At 68.1% G+C, this 18,538-nt stretch carries 15 protein-coding genes; 9 read left to right on the forward strand and 6 right to left on the reverse strand.

Annotation, left to right across the window (positions count from 1 at the left end; translation table 11 throughout):
- Nucleotides 1-133 precede the first annotated feature (133 nt).
- A complete protein-coding gene (locus tag FHX37_RS07020) occupies nt 134-1,642 on the reverse strand; it encodes an LCP family protein (protein WP_141922916.1) in 1,509 nt (502 codons plus the stop codon).
- A 346-nt stretch (nt 1,643-1,988) separates the two neighbouring features.
- Between FHX37_RS07020 and FHX37_RS07025 the strand changes: the two genes are divergently transcribed.
- Both FHX37_RS07025 and folP read left to right on the forward strand, forming a co-directional pair.
- Nucleotides 1,989-2,912: an Lrp/AsnC family transcriptional regulator gene (locus FHX37_RS07025; protein WP_141922919.1), complete on the forward strand. Its 924-nt coding sequence runs from the start codon at nt 1,989-1,991 to the stop codon at nt 2,910-2,912.
- Entirely contained in the window at nt 2,909-3,760 is an 852-nt protein-coding gene (folP, locus tag FHX37_RS07030; protein WP_211351758.1) for a dihydropteroate synthase, read from the forward strand. Before FHX37_RS07025 ends, folP begins: the two co-directional genes overlap by 4 nt.
- 123 nt (nt 3,761-3,883) lie before the next feature.
- Here folP and FHX37_RS07035 read toward each other — a convergent pair whose 3' ends face one another.
- A complete protein-coding gene (locus FHX37_RS07035) occupies nt 3,884-4,561 on the reverse strand; it encodes a FadR/GntR family transcriptional regulator (RefSeq protein ID WP_141922921.1) in 678 nt (225 codons plus the stop codon).
- A 157-nt stretch (nt 4,562-4,718) separates the two neighbouring features.
- Here FHX37_RS07035 and FHX37_RS07040 point away from each other — a divergent pair, with 157 nt between their 5' ends.
- Complete coding sequence (locus tag FHX37_RS07040) at nt 4,719-5,987, forward strand: CynX/NimT family MFS transporter (RefSeq protein WP_141922923.1); 1,269 nt, start codon at nt 4,719-4,721, stop codon at nt 5,985-5,987.
- Nucleotides 5,988-5,990: 3 nt separating this feature from the next.
- Here the strand turns inward: FHX37_RS07040 and FHX37_RS07045 are convergent, their stop codons facing one another.
- Entirely contained in the window at nt 5,991-6,830 is an 840-nt protein-coding gene (locus FHX37_RS07045) for a CPBP family intramembrane glutamic endopeptidase (RefSeq protein ID WP_141922925.1), read from the reverse strand.
- 174 nt (nt 6,831-7,004) lie between these two features.
- Entirely contained in the window at nt 7,005-8,303 is a 1,299-nt protein-coding gene (gene aceA, locus FHX37_RS07050) for an isocitrate lyase (protein ID WP_141922927.1), read from the reverse strand.
- Between the two features lie 215 nt (nt 8,304-8,518).
- Between aceA and FHX37_RS07055 the strand changes: the two genes are divergently transcribed.
- The 5 genes from FHX37_RS07055 (at nt 8,519) to FHX37_RS07075 (ending at nt 14,247) form a co-directional block, all read left to right on the forward strand.
- Nucleotides 8,519-9,955: a helix-turn-helix transcriptional regulator gene (locus FHX37_RS07055; RefSeq protein ID WP_141925081.1), complete on the forward strand. Its 1,437-nt coding sequence runs from the start codon at nt 8,519-8,521 to the stop codon at nt 9,953-9,955.
- A gap of 218 nt (nt 9,956-10,173) precedes the next feature.
- Complete coding sequence (locus tag FHX37_RS07060; protein ID WP_141922929.1) at nt 10,174-11,412, forward strand: acyl-CoA dehydrogenase family protein; 1,239 nt, start codon at nt 10,174-10,176, stop codon at nt 11,410-11,412.
- Between the two features lie 266 nt (nt 11,413-11,678).
- Entirely contained in the window at nt 11,679-12,416 is a 738-nt protein-coding gene (locus tag FHX37_RS07065; RefSeq protein ID WP_141922931.1) for a hypothetical protein, read from the forward strand.
- A gap of 104 nt (nt 12,417-12,520) precedes the next feature.
- Entirely contained in the window at nt 12,521-13,630 is a 1,110-nt protein-coding gene (locus FHX37_RS07070) for an acyltransferase (protein ID WP_141922934.1), read from the forward strand.
- Nucleotides 13,631-13,632: 2 nt separating this feature from the next.
- Complete coding sequence (locus tag FHX37_RS07075; protein ID WP_141922936.1) at nt 13,633-14,247, forward strand: TetR/AcrR family transcriptional regulator; 615 nt, start codon at nt 13,633-13,635, stop codon at nt 14,245-14,247.
- 47 nt (nt 14,248-14,294) lie between these two features.
- Here FHX37_RS07075 and FHX37_RS07080 read toward each other — a convergent pair whose 3' ends face one another.
- The gene (locus tag FHX37_RS07080) at nt 14,295-15,416 is read right to left on the reverse strand and encodes a methyltransferase (RefSeq protein ID WP_246062161.1); all 1,122 of its coding nucleotides are present in this window, start codon (nt 15,414-15,416) and stop codon (nt 14,295-14,297) included.
- 117 nt (nt 15,417-15,533) lie between these two features.
- On the reverse strand, nt 15,534-16,799 hold the full coding sequence (locus FHX37_RS07085) for an isochorismate synthase (RefSeq protein WP_141922938.1): 1,266 nt from the start codon (nt 16,797-16,799) through the stop codon (nt 15,534-15,536).
- A gap of 102 nt (nt 16,800-16,901) precedes the next feature.
- On the opposite strand from FHX37_RS07085, the gene FHX37_RS07090 reads away from it, so the two are divergent.
- On the forward strand, nt 16,902-18,506 hold the full coding sequence (locus FHX37_RS07090) for a glycoside hydrolase family 10 protein (protein ID WP_141925083.1): 1,605 nt from the start codon (nt 16,902-16,904) through the stop codon (nt 18,504-18,506).
- Nucleotides 18,507-18,538: the final 32 nt, after the last annotated feature.

Raw genomic sequence — 18,538 nt, forward strand, 5'->3', positions numbered from 1 at the left:
GGGAGCTCTGCGGGGGTGATGCCGGTCCGGGCGGGTTCCGTCCCGGCTGGTGCCGGTGGCATGGGACCCGACCGTTCGTCGGACGGCCGGGCAACCTGAACCGGTGGTCTCCCGCCTTCAGACGGGAGAGGATTCACGAGGGGCAGAGCTCGTCGAGTGAGTCGGCCTCGTCACCCACCTGCCGACCGGGTGTGGTGGGGGAGGGGTCGGCGGAGCCGGGCTCGGCCTGTTCCTCCTCAGCGCCCCCGGAACCGTCGGAACCGCCCTCTGCCTCCTCAGGGGTGACGTCCTCAGGGGTGACGTCCTCGTCCGTGCGGGACTGCTGGTCCTCCTGCTCCTGGAGCGCCTCCGCGACGAGTCTCTTGATCTCCTTCCAGTCGGGGTAGGCGGTCTGCACCTGTGGCGGGGAGAGCTGAAGCGTTTTCATGTCGCCCTCGTTGGCGACGTAATCGGCGAGTTCGATGAAGGCGGAGGCCTTCGACTGCGGGATGTCGGTGCGCAGCGTTTTCTTCGTGGCGCCCGCTAGATCCTGGAAGCTGCTCAGGACGGTCGTGGGGTCGGCCTGTTCGGCCACGTACTTGAGCAGGCACCCCTGACGCCCCATGCGGGCGTAGTCGCTGCTCTGCACCCGGCTGCGTCCGTACCAGAGCGCCTCGTTGCCGTCGAGGTGCTGCTTTCCGGCCTCGAGCACGTCGCCCTGCTGGCCGTAGGGGATCGGTTCCTCGATCCGGACGTCGATACCGCCGATGGCGTCGATGAGTCCTTCGAAGCCCTCCATGTCGACGAGAGCGTAGTAGTCCAGCTCGATACCGGTTATGTGACCGATGACGCTTTTGAGCGTGTCAGCGGCTGGGTCCGCGGCGTCCGGGTTCTCGGCGTACTTGTCCGGCTCCTCGGCGACGGTCTGGTAGACGTCGTTGAGTAGCCGGTCGTACCCCTCGGGAGGGGGGTAGGCCTCGGCGAGCCTGGACCCCTCCGGGAACTGGACGTCCTCGAGATTGCGGGGGATCCCGACGAGGACGACGTCGCCGTGTTCGATGTCGATGCTGGCGGCCATCATCGAGTCGGTGCGCATCCCGTAGCGGTTGCTCCCCGAGTCACCGCCGAGCAGGAGGACGTTGACTCGTTCCCGCCCGTTCCACGGGTTGCTGGCGTCGTGCGGTTCCCCCTCGGAGTCACCGTCCGAGACGAACACGGAGGAGAGCGTGTCGTAGGCGGTGTAGGCGGTGCGCATGACAGCCGCCGCAGGCGCGGCGATGGTGAGGCACAGCAGGACGACGAGGGCACCACCGAGCAGGCGGGCTGGCCGTCCCGCCTGCTCGGGAGCGGTGATGAACCACGAGTGTACGACGACCGTCATCCACAGCACGGCGATGACGAAGGCGGCGGCGCCGATGGTCAGCAGCCATCGGCCCTGGGAGACGATCCGGGCGCTGCGCGCTATGTCACCGTTGAACATGACCCATGCGACCAGGCCGGTCGCCAGGAGAACGAGGAACGTGATCAGCATCGTCCATCCGGAGGCCCGACGCCCCGTACGGAGGTGGGCGAGCCCCGGGAGCAGGACCGAACCGGCAGTCCACAGCAGTGCTCGGCCGGTGCTCGGACGGCTCGTGGTGCGCCGTCCTTCTTGTCGTGCCATCGTGTTCCCTTCGCTCTCCTTCGTCGCGTCCGTAGGACTGCCCTGACCGTTCCGGGGCGGACACTGTTGTGATACCGCGTGCGGCACTGATCATGCCGGGGGGACAGTCTCTCGCTTTCTGTGAGTATGCCGCACACAGTGGTGCATCCCGGGCTCGTGCAACCCCTCTTTTTCATGCATTAAATGTTCTAAATGTCTGTTTACCTGGGGATGGGGAGCTAAAGTCAGTGTTGTTTCTTTCGTGATCCATAGTTAATCGACGCTGCACCTGTCATGATCTGGCCGGAGGAGGGGCGGTGCCCGGGGGGAAGGAGGGCGCCGTCATGGGAACGAAAGGCAGTTCATCGTGCTCGATGCGGTCGATACGGCGCTTGTGCGGGCGCTGCAGGGGGACGGAAGAGCGACATATCAGGCTTTGGCGGACGCGGTCGGTCTTTCTCGGACGGCGGTGCGCTCCCGGGTGAAGCAGCTCGTGGACACCGGTGCTATCCGTATCGTAGGGGTCCTGCACGCCGGGGTCCTGGGGAAGGAAGTGCTCGGACAAGTCTCGCTGCAGATGTGCGGGCCCGTGCGTCCCGTCCTGGACGAGCTGTACGCGTGGGGTACGGTGACGTTCGCCGCGCAGACCGCGGGGCAGTTCCCTGCCGTCGCCTATCTGCGGGTGCACGACGACACGGACCTTGCGCACGCCCTCGCGGAGCTTCGCGCGCTGCCCGGCGTTGCGGCAACCGACGTGTTCAGGACGGAATCGGTTGTGAAGGACGCCTACACGAGTGCCGGGACGCTGCGGGACACGGCTATCGACCCGCTGGACTGGCGGCTCGTGCGTCACCTGCAGAGCGACGGGCGGGCTTCTTACGCGACCCTGGCCCGTCATGTCGGGTTATCCCAGGCGGCTGCGCGTTCGCGTGTCGTGCGCCTGTTGAACGCTGGTGTGGTACATGTGACAGCCGTGGTGGAGCCCTCCGTGGTCGGTTCGGAGGAACAGATCGGGTTCGGCGTGCTCTGCCGCGGCGACGCCGCGTCGCTCGCCTGCCGCCTGGCGGACTTCTCCGCCGTGTCGTTCGCCGCTACCGGGTTCGGCCGCCACGACGTCATCGGTACCATCACAGCGACCGACCGCGGCCTTCTCGCGGAGGTACTGGAACTCATCCGCGCCGATGACGCGGTCAACCATGTCGAGACGTGGGAGTACCTGAGCGTGACCAAGGAGCCACATCGCGACCTCGTGTCCGTGGCGGACGGGGACTCGCCGGAGGAACAGGAATGAGCGGGCAGGGAGTACTGCGTCTGCGCGGCCGCGAGTACGGTCCGGACAGTCCCGCGGTTATGGGTGTGATCAACCGGACTCCCGACTCCTTCTACGACCACGGAGCGACGTTCGGGTTCGATGCCGCTCTGCGTGCCGCCGAAGCGGCGGTGCACCGGGGAGCCGACATTATCGACATCGGTGGGGTCAAGGCCGGATACGGTGCTTACGTCTCCGCGGAGGAGGAGGCGCGGCGGACGGCTCCGGTCATCGCCGAACTGCGTGCCCAGCACCCCGACGTGGTGATCTCGGTGGACACCTGGCGGGCACCGGTGGCCAGGGAGTGCGTCGCCGCGGGGGCCGACCTGGTCAACGACACGTGGGCCGGGGCGGACCCCGAGCTGGCACGTGTGGCGGCCGAGAGCGGGGCAGGACTGGTGTGCAGCCACAGTGGTGGGCTTGCGCCGCGCACTGATCCGCACCGGGTGGCGTATCGGGACGTGGTGGCCGACGTCGTCGCCACTGTCGAGGAACTGGCCGAACGGGCCGTCTCCCTGGGGGTTCCTCCCGAACGGATCGTGGTGGACCCCACACACGACTTCGGGAAGAACACCTACCATTCCTTGGAGCTCACCCGCAGGTTGGGAGAGCTGGCCGGACGTGGTTGGCCCATGTTGGTCGCCGTTTCCAACAAGGACTTCATCGGTGAGGTCCTCGACGCACCGGTTGCCGAGCGGTGGGCGGGCACTCTGGCCGTGCTGGCGGTCTCCGCCTGGCAGGGGGCGTGCGTGTTCCGGGTGCACGACGTCGCTGCCGCTCGCGCCGCGTTGGACGCGGTGACCGGTCTGGCGTACGCGAACGCGCGGTGATCCGGCGCCGCCGCGTCCGGTGGCGGTGACCGGGGCCGCGGGCTGGTCGCGGACGGGGCGGAGGTGCCTGCCCGCGCTCGTGCCCACGGGCGTTCGGTCTGCGGCCAGCTGGGCGGGCCCTGGTCATTCGGCGGCCAGCGCCAGCAGCTCGTCGAGGTAGCACGCCGCCTCGCGCAGCGCCCGTTCGGGAGCGCTGTCCCGGATGGCCTGGGCCAGTCCGCTGTGGTCGATGCCCTCGTGGTTCGGCGGCTGTTCGTAGGCGGTATGGGCGATGCTCTCGTAGACCACCTGCGCGATGTCGTCGTACAGCTCGGTCAACAGCGTGTTGTGGGTGGCGTTGACCACGGCGCGGTGGAACGCGAAGTCCGCTTCCACGAAAGCGCCCATGTTCTGCTCGCGCCATGCCTCGTCGCGCAGTGACAGCGCGCGCTCGATGTCGGCGAGGTCGTCCGTGGTGTGCTGGAGCGCGGCCAACCGGGCCGCCTCCACCTCCAGGGCGCGTCGCACCTCGAGGTTCTCCCGCAGCTGCGACCGTTCCAACCTGCGGCGCAGGGCCCCGCCCAGTTCGCTGGAGGCGCGCACGAACGTCCCTGCTCCCTGACGAATCTCGAGAAGGCCGGCATGGGAGAGCGCGCGCACGGCCTCCCGAACGGTGTTGCGCCCGACCTCCAGCTGCTCCGAGAGTTCGGACTCGGTGGGAATCCGGTCGCCCACAGCCCACTCCCCGGAGTCGATCTGGGTGCGTAGCTGGCTGATCACCTGGTCGACGAGTCCGGTCCGTCGTGTTGAGGCGAGGGGCACGCCGTTACCTCCTAGATGGCTGGGCCGTCGCACGGCCGTGGAGTATGTGCTCGGTTACCGGCGGAGCTTAGACCAGGCGCGAGAGTACGAGAGACACACGGGCGGATACGTTATTCTGATGATGTACATCCGGTCATCCTATGTCTATCGGAGATGTATGACAAGCGTCACAACAAAAGCGGATGCCGGCGGCACCACAGACGAAGGACGCGACAGGCACACGCCGCGGGTGACAGTACGTCCGCGGCGTGTGTCCTGGCTGCTGGTGGCCGGGGTCGCCCTGGCCGCACTCAACCTGCGCACAGCTATCACCAGCGTCGGCACCGTCCTCGACGAGATCACCGTCGGACTCGGTATGTCGGGTGCGCTGGCAGGGGCGCTCACCACGCTCCCCGTGCTGTGCTTCGCCCTGTTCGGAGCGCTGACCCCCAGCCTGATCCGGCGTTTCGGTGAGCACCACGTCCTCGTGGGAGCGCTGGCCGCGCTCACGTTCGGCCTCGGGCTGCGGGCCCTCGTCGCCGAACCGTGGTCCTTCCTCGCCCTGAGCGCCGTGGCCCTGTCCGGCGGTGCGGTCGGCAACGTGCTGTTGCCGACCCTGGTCAAACAGCACTTCCCCGAACGGGTGGGCACGATGACCACCCTCTACACCACGGCACTGGCCCTGGGGACCACGATCGCCGCTGCTGGGACAGTGCCGATCGAGCAGGCCAGCGGCAGCTGGCAGCTGGCCCTGGGTAGTTACGCGGCGCTGGGAGCGGTCGCCGCGGTTCCGTGGCTCGCCGTGCTGCGTCACGAACCGCCCCGGACGGACCCGGCCGAGTCACTCCGGCTGAGCCAGGTGCTTCGCACGGCGATGGGGTGGCAGAGTGTGCTGTTCTTCGGGACACAGTCCACCGTGGCCTACATCATGTTCGGCTGGTTCGCCCAGATGCTGCGGGACAACGGCATGGACGCCGCCTCGGCTGGCGGCATGCTCTCCTACCTGACAGCGCTTGCCGTGCCGACCTCGCTCGTCCTGCCCGGGCTGATGGCACGGGCCCGCGACCACCGCGGTTTCGTGGGTTTCTTCTTCACCGCCTATGCCGTCGGTCTGGCCGGCCTGTGGGTGTCACCGCTGCAGGGAATCTGGGTGTGGACCACGTGCGTGGGCCTCGGTATGGGCTCGTTCCCCCAGGCACTGACCTTCTTCGCGGTGCGGACCCGGACCGCGGCGGGAACGGCAGCGATGTCGGCGACCAGCCAGAGTCTGGGCTACCTGATGGCCGGGGCGGGACCGTTCCTGTTCGGGCTGCTGCACGAGGCCACGGGGAGTTGGCACGCCCCGCTCGGCATGGTGGCCGCGATCGTCCTCGTGAACATGGCGGTGGGGATGCTGTTGGGCCGGCCACGGTATCTGGAGGACAGCCCGCGCCTGAGCAGTGCGTGATTCTCAGCTCGGCAGCCACTCCACCTTCCCCAGGAGGAACACGGAACCGACGAACGCCGCGATGTCGATCGCCGCGTGCGCCACGACCAACGGCATGACCCGCCCGTAGCGGCGGTAGAACCAGCAGAACACCAGGCCCATGGCCAGATTGCCGAGGAACATCCCCGCGCCCTGGTAGAGGTGGTACACGGCGCGCAGCGTCGCGCTCGCCAGTACGGTGCTGGTGGCGGACCAGCCAAGTTGGCCCAGCCGCCGCATCAGGTAGCCCACCACGATGACCTCCTCCAGCACACCGTTCTTCACGGCCTGCAGGATGAGCACCGGAAGTTGCCACCAGTTCCCGTTGAGCGTGCTCGGAGCCACCGTGACGCTCATGCCGAGCTGCCAGGAAACGAGATAGACCACCAGTCCGCCGCCTCCGATCACGGCGGCGAGCACGGCCCCGCTGCCCAGGTCGCGACCGGGACGGCGGACATCGAAACCGATGGTGGCCGCTGATTCCCGTGTTCGGTGCAGCAGGTGTACGACCAGTGCGACCGGAGCCAGCGCGAACAGCACGGAGTAAAGCTGGCGGGACAGATCCAACCACGGCCGCTGGTCCCCGGCCTGCGGCGTGACGAGGCTCGCCGTCTGCTGGCCCAGCGATTCCGGGGCGGTCAGTGCGGAGACGAACGAGATCGTCGCCGACACGGCAGCGGCTCCCAACGAGAGAGCCAGGACACACAACACCTCGGTCCCGAGCAGCCGGGGAGTGAGTGCGGAAGGCTGCGCTGGCACCTCGGAGGAACCACGGGCCGTCGCGGCACCGCTCGCGTTCCGTCGTTCGGGTGTGGAGTCGGCCATGGGCAGATCATGGCAGAGCGTGAGCCGGATGGCGGCCACCGGAAAACGAAAGAACGCCGCCGGCCTCGCGGTGACACGTGTGTGCGCGAGGCCGGCGGCAGGCGACGGGAGACCCGACCGCACCCCAGCCACGAAAGCGCGGCAGGGTCTCCGTCAGGGGAGAGGGCCAGATGATCAGTGAGCCGCTGAGAACTGGTCCTCTTCAGTGGATCCGGTGAGGGCGCCGGTGGAGCTGTCCGGCGAGACAGCGGTGTTCACCAGGTCGAAGTAGCCGGCACCGACCTCACGCTGGTGCCGGGTGGCGGTGTAACCGCGTTCCTCGGCGGCGAACTCCTTCTCCTGCAGCTCGACGTAGGCGCTCATGTCGCTCTCGGCGTAGCCCTTGGCCAGGTCGAACATCGAGTAGTTCAGAGCGTGGAAGCCGGCCAGCGTGATGAACTGGAAGTTGTAGCCCATGTGGCCGAGCTCGCGCTGGAACTTGGCGATCGTGGCGTCGTCCAGGTTCCGCCGCCAGTTGAAGGAGGGGGAGCAGTTGTAGGCGAGCATCTTGTCCGGGTACTCGGCCTTGATCCGCTCGGCGAACTGCCGCGCCACCTCCAGGTCGGGGGTGGAGGTCTCCATCCACAGCAGGTCGGCGTAGGGGGCGTAGGCCAGGCCGCGGGTCACGCACGCCTCCAGCCCGTTACGCACCCGGTGGAAGCCCTCGGAAGTGCGCTCCCCGGTGAGGAAGGGCTGGTCGCGCTCGTCGACGTCGCTGGTGAGCAGCGTCGCGGCTTGGGCGTCCGTACGGGCGATGACCAGGGAGGGGACACCGGCGACGTCGGAGGCCAGCCGCGCGGAGTTCAACGTCTTGATGTGCTGGCTGGTGGGGATGAGAACCTTTCCACCCAGGTGGCCGCACTTCTTCTCCGAGGCGAGCTGGTCCTCCCAGTGCACCCCGGCGGCGCCGGACGCGATCATCGCCTGCATCAGCTCGTAGGCGTTGAGCACCCCACCGAAACCGGCCTCGGCGTCGGCCACGATCGGGGCCAGCCAGTGCGGGGCGTCGTCGTCACCCTCCGACCAGCTGATCTGGTCGGCGCGGGTCAGCGCGTTGTTGATGCGACGCACCACCTGCGGAACGGAGTTGGCCGGGTAGAGGCTCTGGTCCGGGTAGGTCTGGCCCGCCAGGTTGGCGTCGGCGGCGACCTGCCACCCGGAGAGGTAGATGGCCTGCAGGCCCGCACGGACCTGCTGCACCGCCTGGTTGCCGGTCAGTGCCCCCAGGGCGTGGATGTACTCGTTGCTCTTTAGCAGGTTCCACAGCCGTTCAGCGCCGAGCTTGGCCAGCGTGTGCTCTTCGGTCACCGAGCCGCGCAGCCGGATCACGTCCTCGGCGGAGTATGTGCGCTCGACGCCAGCCCACCGCGGGTCGGTGTCCCACTCTCGTTGCAGTGCTTTCGCGGCTTCCTGCTGGCGAGCGATGATGCTCATGGTGTTTTCCCGCCTTTGCGTTGGTCCCCTGGAAACTGTGCCGGCTGGAGACCGCCACCCGTGCTACCGAGGTAGCGGGAGCGGACCGGTTCCCCGCCGGTAATTCGATCCTGGCGAAGATCAAGGGTTTTTTCTAGCCGTATTGAGGTGAAATTTTTTGATTCTTTCCTTATCATGAACGCATGGCGTACTTTGGTGGTGAAGAACTCTCGTCTTTGCCCAGTGACCTGGACCTCGTGACGTTCGGACAGCGGCTTCGTCATCTGCGGCGCACCCGTGGCCTGACACTCTCCGAACTGGGCGAGCGCGTGGGGAGGGCCCCCTCCCAGCTGTCGCTGCTGGAGAACGGGAAGCGAGAACCCAAGCTGTCCCTGCTGACGGCGTTGGCGCAGACGCTGGCGGTATCCGTCGAGGAGCTGCTGTCGCGCCAGCCGCCCAGTCGGCGGGCCCAGCTCGAGATCGCGGTGGAGGAGGCGCAACGCGACCCCCTCTACCAGGAGCTCGACCTGCCGCACCTGAAGGTGAGCAAACGGGTGCCCAACGATGTGCTGGAGCACCTCGTCGGGCTGTACGAGGAGCTGAAGCGGCGAAGTATCAAACCGACGGCCACCCCCGAAGAGGCGCGGCGGGCCAACGCGGAGCTGCGTGGACAGATGCGCGAGCGGGGGAACTACTTCGAGGAGATCGAGAAAGCCGCCCAGAAGACCCTGGACGCCGTGGGGTACAGCGGCGGTGCCCTCTCCCAGGGCCAGATACTGTCGATCGTCACCCATCACGGCTTCACCCTGCGCTACGTCCAGGACCTTCCCCAGTCGGTGCGCTCCGTGACCGACACGCACAACCGCCGGCTCTACCTGCAGCGGGAGTCGCTGGGGATGCACACCCCGCGCACGATCCTCCTGCAGACCCTGGGGCACTTCGTGCTCGAACACGAGCAACCGCGCGACTTCGCCGACTTCCTGCGCCAGCGTGTCGAGGCGAACTACTTCGCGGCCGCCGTGCTCATCCCCGAGTCAACCGCCGTTCCCTACCTTCAGGAGGCGAAGAAGGCGCGTGACCTCTCCGTGGAGGACCTGCGCGACGTCTACTCGGTCTCCTACGAGATGGCGGCGCACCGGTTCACCAACCTCGCCTACCGGCACCTGGACCTGGTGTGCCACTTCATCCGCAACGACGAGACCGGGATCATATACAAGGCCTACGAGAACGACGGGCTCGTTTTCCCCGCCGACGACACGGGCGCGATCGAGGGGCAGCGGATGTGCCGTTACTGGGCCGGGCGCCAGGTGTTCACCTCCCCGGACCGGTACTCGATCTACTACCAGTACACGGACAAGCCCAACGGCACGCACTGGTGCGTGGCCCACGTCGATCCCAGCAGGGAGCGCAATTTCGCGATCACCCTGGGAGTGCCCTACAAGGAGTCCCGCTGGTTCCGCGGGCGCGAGACCACCAACCGCACCCAGTCCAACTGTCCCTCCGGTGAGTGCTGTATCCGTCCGCCCGCTGAGCTCGCCGCCCGGTGGGAGGGCAACGTCTGGCCCTCGGCGCGGGCCCATTCCCATGTGCTTTCCGCGATGCCTTCCGGGACCTTCCCGGGGGTGGACGAGACCGACGTGTACTCCTTCCTGGAGCGGCACGCCGACGACTGACAGGGTGCCCGTCCCCGGTGGGGAGGCAGCGGAGCGCGGTCCCGCGTCCGGCTGCCCTCGTGCCGACCGTCCTCGTGTTCCTGGCCCGTCTTCCGGGCGGGCCAGCCAGCTGTTACCGTTGGTAACACTTGTTATGCAGTTGCCCGCCGATCGTCCCGCGGCGAGGCGTGATCACCCCCGTCCCCCGCACCGTCGGGGGAGACGAAGGACGTGTGCACATGAACGACATCCCTGGCGAGGCAGGTCCCGGATTCAGCCTCGAACTGAACGAAGACGTCCGCGACATCCGTGACTGGGCGCACGGTTTCGCCCGTGACGTCATCCGCCCGGCCGCCGCCGAGTGGGACGAGCGCGAGGAAACACCGTGGCCGGTCCTGCAGGAAGCGGCCAAGATCGGTCTGTACTCGCTGGACTTCTTCGCCAACCAGTGGTTCGAACCCAGCGGGGTGGGGCTGCCGGTCGCGTTCGAGGAACTCTACTGGGGGGACTCCGGGATCGCGCTTTCCATCACCGGTACCGGGCTGGCTGCCGTAGCGGTTGCCGGAACCGGCACGCAGGAGCAGCTCTACGAGTGGGTTCCGCAGATGTTCGGTAGTGCCGACGACATCAAGCTGGGCGCCTTCTGCTCATCCGAGCCCGATGCGGGAAGCGACGTGAGCGCGATCCGCACCCGTGCCGTGTACGACGAGGCGAAGGACGAGTGGGTGCTCAACGGCACCAAGACGTGGGCCACCAACGGGGGCATCGCCGACGTGCACGTGGTGGTCGCCTCGGTCGATCCCGAGCTGGGAGCGCGTGGCCAGGCGACCTTCATCGTCCCGCCGAACACCCCCGGACTCTCGCAGGGCCAGAAGTTCGCCAAACACGGGATCCGCGCCTCGCACACCGCCGAGGTCATCCTGGACGACGTCCGCGTTCCGGGAAGCTGCCTTCTCGGCGGCAAGGAGAAACTGGACGAACGTCTCGCCCGGGCCCGTGAGGGGCGCAGCTCCGGTGGCCAGGCCGCCATGAAGACGTTCGAGAAGTCGCGTCCCACCGTCGGCGCGATGGCGGTGGGCTGTGCCCGCGCCGCCTACGAGTACGCCCGTGACTACGCGACGCAGCGCGAACAGTTCGGCAAACCGATCGGGGACAACCAGGGTGTCGCGTTCACCCTGGCGGACATGACCACCAGGATCGACGCGGCACGACTCCTGGTCTGGCGCGCCGCCTGGATGGCCCGCAACGACAAGGACTTCTCCCGGGCCGAGGGATCGATGAGCAAGCTCTACGCCGGGGAGACCGCAGCCTGGGTGACCCAGGAGGCCATCCGTATTCTCGGCGGGAACGGATACACCCGCGAGTACCCGGTCGAGCGCTGGCACCGTGACGCCACGATCTTCACCATCTTCGAGGGCGCGAGTGAGATCCAGCGCCTGATCATCGGCCGTGCCGCCACCGGCCTGCCGGTCCGGTGACGCCCGGGCCGCGGCCGGCGGCGGGAGCGGGACGTTTCCCCTCGCCGCCGCCGGCCGCGGCACTGCCCGTGCGCTGTCGGCGCGCTTCGGTCGGCCCTCCGAGCCCGTGTGGGCCCCAGCGCGCCACAACAGCGGCACAGCCAACAGGAGCGGGAAGCGGAGCGGGGGGAATCCCGGGAGTCCGGAAAGCCCCTTCCGTGATCTCCAGGAGCGGGAAACGTGCCCCCGGCCGGCGCGCGCGGCCCGCCCTGTCTAACCTGTCTGGCATGGACGACAAACCGGGCGACAGCGCTGTCGCCACCCTGACGATCGGTTCCCGGTACAACGGTCCACCGGACTCGGCCAACGGCGGTTACGTCAGTGGGCTGCTGGCACGCCACCTGGAAGCGGAAGCAGCCACCGTCACCCTCCGGCAGCCGCCCCCGCTCGACACACCGATGGCCGTGGAGCGTTCCGGTGACTCATCCCTGCGCCTGACACACGGTGACGCCCTCGTCGCTGAGGCCGCTCCCACCGCTGCTCCCGAGGCGGCCATCGCTCCGGTGGGCGTCGAGGAGGCCGTTCACGCCCAACAGCGTTTCCGCGGTTGGACACAGCACCCGTTCACGAGCTGTTTCACCTGCGGAACGAGCCGGGACGCTGGCGACGGACTCCGCCTCTTCCCCGGTCCGCTGGACGACGACGCGAACACTGTCGCCTGCGTGTGGACCCCGCACCACTCACTCGCCGACACCGGCGGCCGCAACGTCACCCCAGAAGCGGTCTGGGCCGCGTTGGACTGCCCGGGAGCCTGGTCCGGCGACATCTCGGGGCGCCCCCTGGTGCTGGGGCGGATGGCGGCTTTCGTCAGCCGGACTCCGGCGGTCGACCAGGAGTACGTGGTGATGGGAAAACTCACCGGAGGTGAGGGGCGTAAGCAGTACACCACCACCGCGGTCTACACCGCGGCAGGAGAGCTTCTGGCCTCCGCGGAGGCGACATGGATTTTCCTGAAGGGAAGCTGAGAGACATCCCGGTTTTTTGAGTGCTGATTGAGAATTCCATAACGAGCTGGTATCGATGGCGGGAGTGCGGGCGTCGACAAGGGACAGGAGGAGTGGCTCCGCATATGACGACGATCTCCCGGAACCAGGCGCCCCCTCCCCAACGTACGGTCGCCCGTTCCGCCGCTCCCTCCGTTGTCTGGCTCGATGTCGCCCGCGTGTGCGCCATGCTCGCCGTGCTCGGGGTGCACGCTGTCGCTCCCGTGGTGACGACCGCTTACACCGAGCTGGGAAGCCCCACCTGGTGGACCGCGAACCTCGTGGACGCGACTCTCCTGTGGTGCGTTCCCGTGTTCATCATGATCAGCGGGGCCCTACTCCTCGGACCCCGCAGCGAGGGGCTCCGCACGTTCTACCGCAAGCGTTTCACCAGGATCGGCATCCCCCTCGTCGTGTGGAGCGGTGTCTACCTGCTGTGGGAGATGTGGCGGTCGGGAATCGGCGCGCGCGAGGCGTTCCGGGAGCTGCTCTCCGGGAGTCCGTCCCTGCACCTGTACTTCCTGTTCGTCCTCGCCGGCCTCTACCTTCTCACCCCCTTCCTGCGTGTCCTGGTGGAGTACGCGATGACGCCCACCCTGTGGTGCTTCGCGGGACTGATGTCAGTAGTGGGGATGGCCGACCAGGCCATAGTCGCGCTCGACGGGGTGGGCGAACCCAACGCCGCCACCCGGTTCCTGCCGTTCATCGGTTACTACGTCATGGGTTACCTGCTCCGCGATATCGAGATGCCACGTGCGCGGCTGTGGATCGCCGGCGTCGTGTTCCTCGTCGGAGTCGCCGGGACAGCCATGGGCGCTGCCCTCATGGCCAGTGTCGAAGGTGAGTGGGGCAGACTGGCGCGGTACTTCTACGACTACCTCTCACCGACCATCCTGGTCACGTCGGTGGCGGCCTACCTGGTATTCCAGGCTCTGGGGGCGCGGTTGTCGAAGCGTCACGAGGAGGGGCGGAGCTCGGGTCCGTCACGTCTGTTGACACCATTGGCGAACCTCAGCTTCGGCGTGTTCCTGGTGCACGTGCTGGTGCTGCACACCTTGCGCGATGTCACCGGGATACCGGACAGCCCCCTGCTGATGCTGGCTACCACCGCCGGCCTGGCAGGTGTGTCGCTCGTGGTGAGCCTGTTCGTGACCATGGCGCTCCGCCGAATCCCCTGGCTTCGCGCTACCGTTTAACGGTGGCTCCCGAACTCGCGCAGCAACCCAATCCCACCGGCCGCGGCCGCGATCCCGAGCGCCGCCGGGCCATCCTGGACGCGGCGGACCGGGTGATCCAGCGGGACGGCCCCGAGGCGCCCATGTCGACGATCGCCGCCGAGGCCGGGATCAGCAAACCCATCCTGTACCGCCACTTCGGGGACAAGAGCGGTCTGTACCGGGCGCTGGCGCAGCGCCACGTCGATCCGCTGGTCACGCGGGTACGAACTGAGCTCCATTCCGACGCCAGTCTGCGGCCGCGTGCCCGCGCGACCATAGGAACGTACCTGGGGATGATCGGTAGGAACCTCAACCTGTACCGCTTCCTGATGGACCGGGCCACCGCCGAGGATCCCCGGACCCGCGGGGACCTGGGGATGATGGTCCGTCGTCTGGGCGAGGAACTCGCCGGCATGCTGGTAGCCGAGGGGCAGATCAGCACCCAGCCCCGTGCCCAGATCGTGGCGCACGCCGTTGTGGGCATGGTGCAGGCAGCGGGGGAGTGGTGGCTGGACCACCCGGAGGTGGCAGCGGAGACGGTGGCGGAGGACCTCACCGACGCGGTCGTGGGAGCCATCTCCACAGGACCGGTGTGAGCGCCTCACCGGCCCGCAGCGCTCCACGTGCCGCGGCCGCGGCCGACCTAGTCCGCGGCAAGCCGCCACAGCGAGGTCACCTCCGCCGCGCGGGCAGCGTGCAACGGATCCGACGTGTCCGCGGAACGGGGGTGGGCGGGGGAGGTGTCGTGGCGATCCAGCAGGCGTAACCCCGCGGTGTCGAACGCGGCCAGCAGCTCGGCACGGCTGCGTAGGCCAAGGCGTTCCGCGAGGTCCGACAGCACCAGCCACCCCTCGCCTCCCGGCTCCAGGTGCGCCGCGAGCCCGTTGAGGAACCCGTGCAGCATCCGGTGCTCCGGATCGTAGATCGCGTGTTCCAGCGGTGTGGTCGGTTTGGCCGGAATCCACGGCGGGTTGCACACGACCAGGGACGCACGTCCCGGCGGGAACAACGGCGTCTCCAGCACCTGTGTCCGCTGAGCGGGGGCCAGTCGGGCGAGGTTCTCCCGGGCGCACTCCGCAGCGCGGGGCGAGTCGTCAGTGGCCACCACCGTCCCGACGCCGCGGCGTGCCAGGACAGCCGCGAGTACACCGGTCCCCGTCCCGATGTCGAAAGCCGACCGGCGGGAGGGTAACGGGAGCTGAGCCACCAGGTCCACGTACTCGGAACGGGAGGGCGAGAACACGCCGTAGCGCGGGTGGACACGTCCTTCCAGCGCGGGAACGGGCACCCCCTTCCTGTGCCATTCGTGGGCGCTGATCGCTCCGAGCAGCTCACGCAGCGGTCCCACACCAGGTTCGGCGTCCGCACCGTAAGCCTCGGAGCAGGCGTGCCACACGTCCGGTGCGCGCAGCAGCGGGATGGTGTGGTCCGGTCCGAACGGCACCAGAAGCATCCCCAGTATGCGGGCGCGTTGGGCCTGGGCCTGGCGGTGCCGATGGAACGCGTCGGTGGGGGAGGACGCCGGTTTGCGCCGCCTGCGGTCGACCCGACGGGTCATCGCCTGAAGTAACTGCCGCGCGTTGGGGAAGTCCCCGCGCCACAGCATGGCGGTGCCCTGACTCGCCATCCGGAAGGCGGAGTCGGCCGAGACGCGGTCGTCGACAACGACCGTCTTCCCCGGCGCCGGGGCTTTGGACAACGAGCGCCACACCGCCCGCTGCTCCGCGCCGTTCTCGGTCCAGCACAGATACTGCCGGGAATGCACGCTCGCGCCTCCACCTACATCGTCGGCCCGTCCGGCCACTGCGACGCGTGACCCGCACAACGGGTTGTACCCGGGAAGAACCCCACGGCGGCGCTGTGGCTACTCGCGGAGAGGGGATCAGTTCGCCAGGGCCGCCCGCATCACGCGGAACTTGGGTTCGGTCTCGGCGACCTCGGCAGTCGGGTCCGAAGCGGCAACGATACCGCAGCCCGCGAACAGCCGAGCCTGGGAACCCCGGACCATGGCGCAACGCAGAGCGATGCCCCATTCCCCGTTCCCCTGGTGGTCGATCCAGCCCACCGGTCCGGCGTACCGCCCCCGGTCCATTCCCTCCAGTTCACGGATGGTCTCCATGGCCGTGATACTCGGGGTTCCACCGACGGCCGCTGTCGGGTGCATGGCCGCTACCACGTCCAGCGTGGCGACCCCGGGCTCCAGCGTAGCCCCGACCGGGGAGGCCAGATGCTGCACGTTGGCGAGCTGGAGCAGTTGTGGTCGTGGTGGTATGTCGATCGTGGAGGACAGTGGCGCAAGGGTCGAGCGCAGCGAGTCGACCGCGTAGCGGTGCTCCTCGGTGTCCTTCGCGGAGTTGGTCAGTTCCGCGGCGAGCCGCGCGTCCTCCCCGTCCTCGGCTCCGCGCGGACGGGTCCCGGCCAGCACCAGGGAGCTGACCCTGTCTCCCTCCCGTTGTAGGAGTAACTCCGGGGTGGCGCCCACCATGCCGTCGACGCTGAAGGTGTAGCAGCTGGGATAGTCCCGGGACAACCTCTCCAGGAGGGGGCGGACGTCGATATCCCCCTCCGCGCTGGCGCTGAGGTCGCGGGCGAGTACCACCTTGTCCAGTTCCCCCGCCCGGATGCGCTCGACCGCTGTCCCCACGCGGGCGGCCCACTCACGCGCGGAGAGCCGACCCTCCTCCCACGTGAGCGGCCCTGTCGGCCGTCTGTCACCGCTGCTGGGCACGGGAGGGCCGGGCCAGTCGTCCGGGTGCTCGCTGATGGTGGTGAGCCAGGTCCGGCCCGCGCGCTGTCCGAGCACCACCCGTGGCACGATGAGCACCGAACCGGGGGAACGGGGATCGAACGTGAAGCTCCCGAAAGCGACCATGCCTGTTCCGGGAACCCCCACCTGGTCCTCGACGGTCGCCGTGGAGAACAGTGTGGTCAGCTCGCGCGTCGCACGTTCGAACCGTCGCGCGTCGTGCAGTCGGGTGTCCGCGGGAGGTGTGATCCGTGCCGCCTCGCCCCAGGCCACCAGACCCTCGCCGTCACGGACCCAGGCTGTCGGCGTGGCCCTCGGGAGGTACTCCAGGAGGGGGCCGATACCTGCCGTTAGTGCGACAGTGCGGACGTTCAGTGCGGGAGCGTCGGGAACGGAACTCACATCGTTCGAGTGTAGGCGGCTGTGTCTGTCCACGTTCCCGGAAAAGCGCTCGTAAAGTGTCCGGCGACGGTCCCCGAGACGTACGTGGAGGTTGGAACCGGGATGGGATGGTTGGGGCGGGGCGCTGCCGCGCTGGTCATGGTGCCGCTGGTTGCCGGGTGCGCGAGCGTGACTCCGGGAACGGCCCCGGACGCCGGCACCGCGCGCAAGGGTCAGCCGTCGCCGAGCGGGTATCCCTCGGGGCAGGTACCCGAGGACTGCGAGGCCGACATGCACCCCCCGAAACGGCAGATGCGCGGTGCCTGGATAGCCACCGTGCGCAACATCGACTGGCCTTCCGACACGGGACTCGACACCGAGCAGCAGAAACAGGAGCTGCGTGACCAGTTCGACCGTGCTCAGGAACTCAACCTCAACACGGTGTTCTTCCACGTACGGCCGACGGCTGATGCGCTGTACGAGTCGGACAAGGAGCCCTGGGCGCGTTACCTCACCGGAGAACAGGGCGGTGACCCCGGATACGACCCGCTCTCCTTCGCCCTGGAGGAAGCCCACAAGCGCGGTCTGGAACTGCACGCCTGGTTCAACCCCTACCGGGTGGGATGGAAAGAGCCCGACCTGGAGGGGCTCGTGGAAGACCATCCGGTACGGGAGCACCCCGACTGGCTCGTCGAGTACGACGACCAGGGGTTCTTCGACCCCGGGAACCCGGACGTGCAGCAGTGGGTGAGCGACGTCGTCATTGACGTCGTGCAACGTTACGACGTCGACGGTGTGCACTTCGACGACTACTTCTACCCCTATCCGGTGGAGGGAGAGGAGTTCGACGACGACGCGAGCTGGAACGAGTACGGCGACGGGTTCGACACCCGCGACGAATGGCGGCGCGACAACGTCACCACCCTGATCGCCGACGTGCACGAACGGATCAACGAGACCAAACCGTGGGTCCGGTTCGGCGTGTCCCCCTTCGGGATCTGGCGTAACGAGGACAGCGATCCCAACGGGTCCGAGACATCCGGACTGCAGTCCTATGACGCGCTGTACGCCGACACCCGCGGCTGGATCCGCGCGGAGATCATCGACTACGTGGTTCCGCAGCTGTACTGGCCGCAGGGGTTCGAGGCCGCCGACTACGCGAGGCTCGTACCGTGGTGGTCGGACACGGTCAGCGGCACCGATGTGGACCTCTACATCGGACAGGCTGCCTACAGGGTCGGTGACGAGGGGTGGAAGGGAGAGGACGCGCTCTCCGCCCAGCTCGATTTCAACACCGAACACCAGGAGGTCGCTGGTGACGTGTACTTCTCCATGACCGATCTCAGCAACGCGGCGAGCGCGGCCATAGAACGTACCGCCGCCGACCATTACCCCGCCCCCGCTCTTCCGCCGGTCGCCGCTGACGCTGACACCGTTCCGCAACCGGTGCGGCGGTTGGACGCCCGTTCGGTGGGGGAACGGGTCGAACTGGAGTGGGACGCTGTCGACCGGGCCCGTTTCTACGCGGTGTACCGCGTTCCCGCGGGCAGCACCGATCCGTGTGAGGCACTCGCGGGGCGGCACCCGCTCGCTGTGACGGGTGCGCAACAGCGGACGTTCACGGACTCCTCGCCCCCGGACGGTCCGGTCCGTTACTACGTCACCGTTGTGGACGCCTACCGTTCCCAGGGGCCGCCAGGCCCGGCCGCGCCTGTCAACGGTCGTTGAGCACCTCCGTGTCCGGCGGGAGCGCGTACAGC

It is taken from the genome of Haloactinospora alba (genome assembly GCF_006717075.1).
Classification (GTDB): domain Bacteria; phylum Actinomycetota; class Actinomycetes; order Streptosporangiales; family Streptosporangiaceae; genus Haloactinospora; species Haloactinospora alba.

What these genes read in the sequence shown, in the direction of transcription:
- FHX37_RS07090 (WP_141925083.1), top strand. Translation starts at nt 16,902, where the DNA reads ATGGGATGGTTGGGGCGGGGCGCTGCCGCGCTGGTCATGGTGCCGCTG.
- FHX37_RS07065 (WP_141922931.1), top strand. Translation starts at nt 11,679, where the DNA reads ATGGACGACAAACCGGGCGACAGCGCTGTCGCCACCCTGACGATCGGT.
- FHX37_RS07040 (WP_141922923.1), top strand. Translation starts at nt 4,719, where the DNA reads ATGACAAGCGTCACAACAAAAGCGGATGCCGGCGGCACCACAGACGAA.
- folP (WP_211351758.1), top strand. Translation starts at nt 2,909, where the DNA reads ATGAGCGGGCAGGGAGTACTGCGTCTGCGCGGCCGCGAGTACGGTCCG.
- FHX37_RS07020 (WP_141922916.1), bottom strand. Translation starts at nt 1,642, where the DNA reads ATGGCACGACAAGAAGGACGGCGCACCACGAGCCGTCCGAGCACCGGC.
- aceA (WP_141922927.1), bottom strand. Translation starts at nt 8,303, where the DNA reads ATGAGCATCATCGCTCGCCAGCAGGAAGCCGCGAAAGCACTGCAACGA.
- FHX37_RS07070 (WP_141922934.1), top strand. Translation starts at nt 12,521, where the DNA reads ATGACGACGATCTCCCGGAACCAGGCGCCCCCTCCCCAACGTACGGTC.
- FHX37_RS07045 (WP_141922925.1), bottom strand. Translation starts at nt 6,830, where the DNA reads ATGGCCGACTCCACACCCGAACGACGGAACGCGAGCGGTGCCGCGACG.
- FHX37_RS07060 (WP_141922929.1), top strand. Translation starts at nt 10,174, where the DNA reads ATGAACGACATCCCTGGCGAGGCAGGTCCCGGATTCAGCCTCGAACTG.